The following is a 474-nucleotide window of genomic DNA, read 5'->3' on the forward strand; positions in this document are numbered from 1 at the left end:
GAATAGGCACGACGTTTCCTTCATTGTTTTCGGTGAAACCAAGCGCGGTGCCGTGATCGGATGTGAGGGCGAACTCAAGCAACTCCGCGCCCCCTGATTGCAGGTACTCCTGTACACGTGAAACGCGTCCGAAATCCGACATCCAGCCCTCCAGAACAAGCCCTCTATCCCTGTTCGATTGCGCCGATGAATGCAGCCCCAGATAAAGCCCTATGAACTGGTCCTTCATATAGCGGCTATCGAGCGCGCTGATGAGATACCGCTGAATGTTACCGTTCCAGCCGATGTCGACCAAACCAGTTTTTTCGCCGGGCAAGAAATGCCCGTCGAAGTATTTCTTGAATTTTTCACGTTGTGCTGAGGAAGATCTCAATGCCCGATTGAAAGTGGTTGTGGCGAGCATGTGTGCAGCTGAGCGCCTGCCTTCGCCAACAGGGGAGCCAATCTCAAAGCCAAATCGCTCCAGGAGAGGAC

Annotated in this window: 1 protein-coding gene; it reads right to left on the reverse strand. The window is 53.6% G+C overall.

Annotated elements, in window-relative coordinates:
• On the reverse strand, positions 1-474 hold a 474-nt coding region (locus AB4Z23_RS28405), incomplete at both ends, for a hypothetical protein (protein WP_441361297.1).

This window comes from Agrobacterium sp. MCAB5, from assembly GCF_052114365.1.
GTDB classification, from domain to species: Bacteria; Pseudomonadota; Alphaproteobacteria; order Rhizobiales; family Rhizobiaceae; genus Agrobacterium; species Agrobacterium tumefaciens.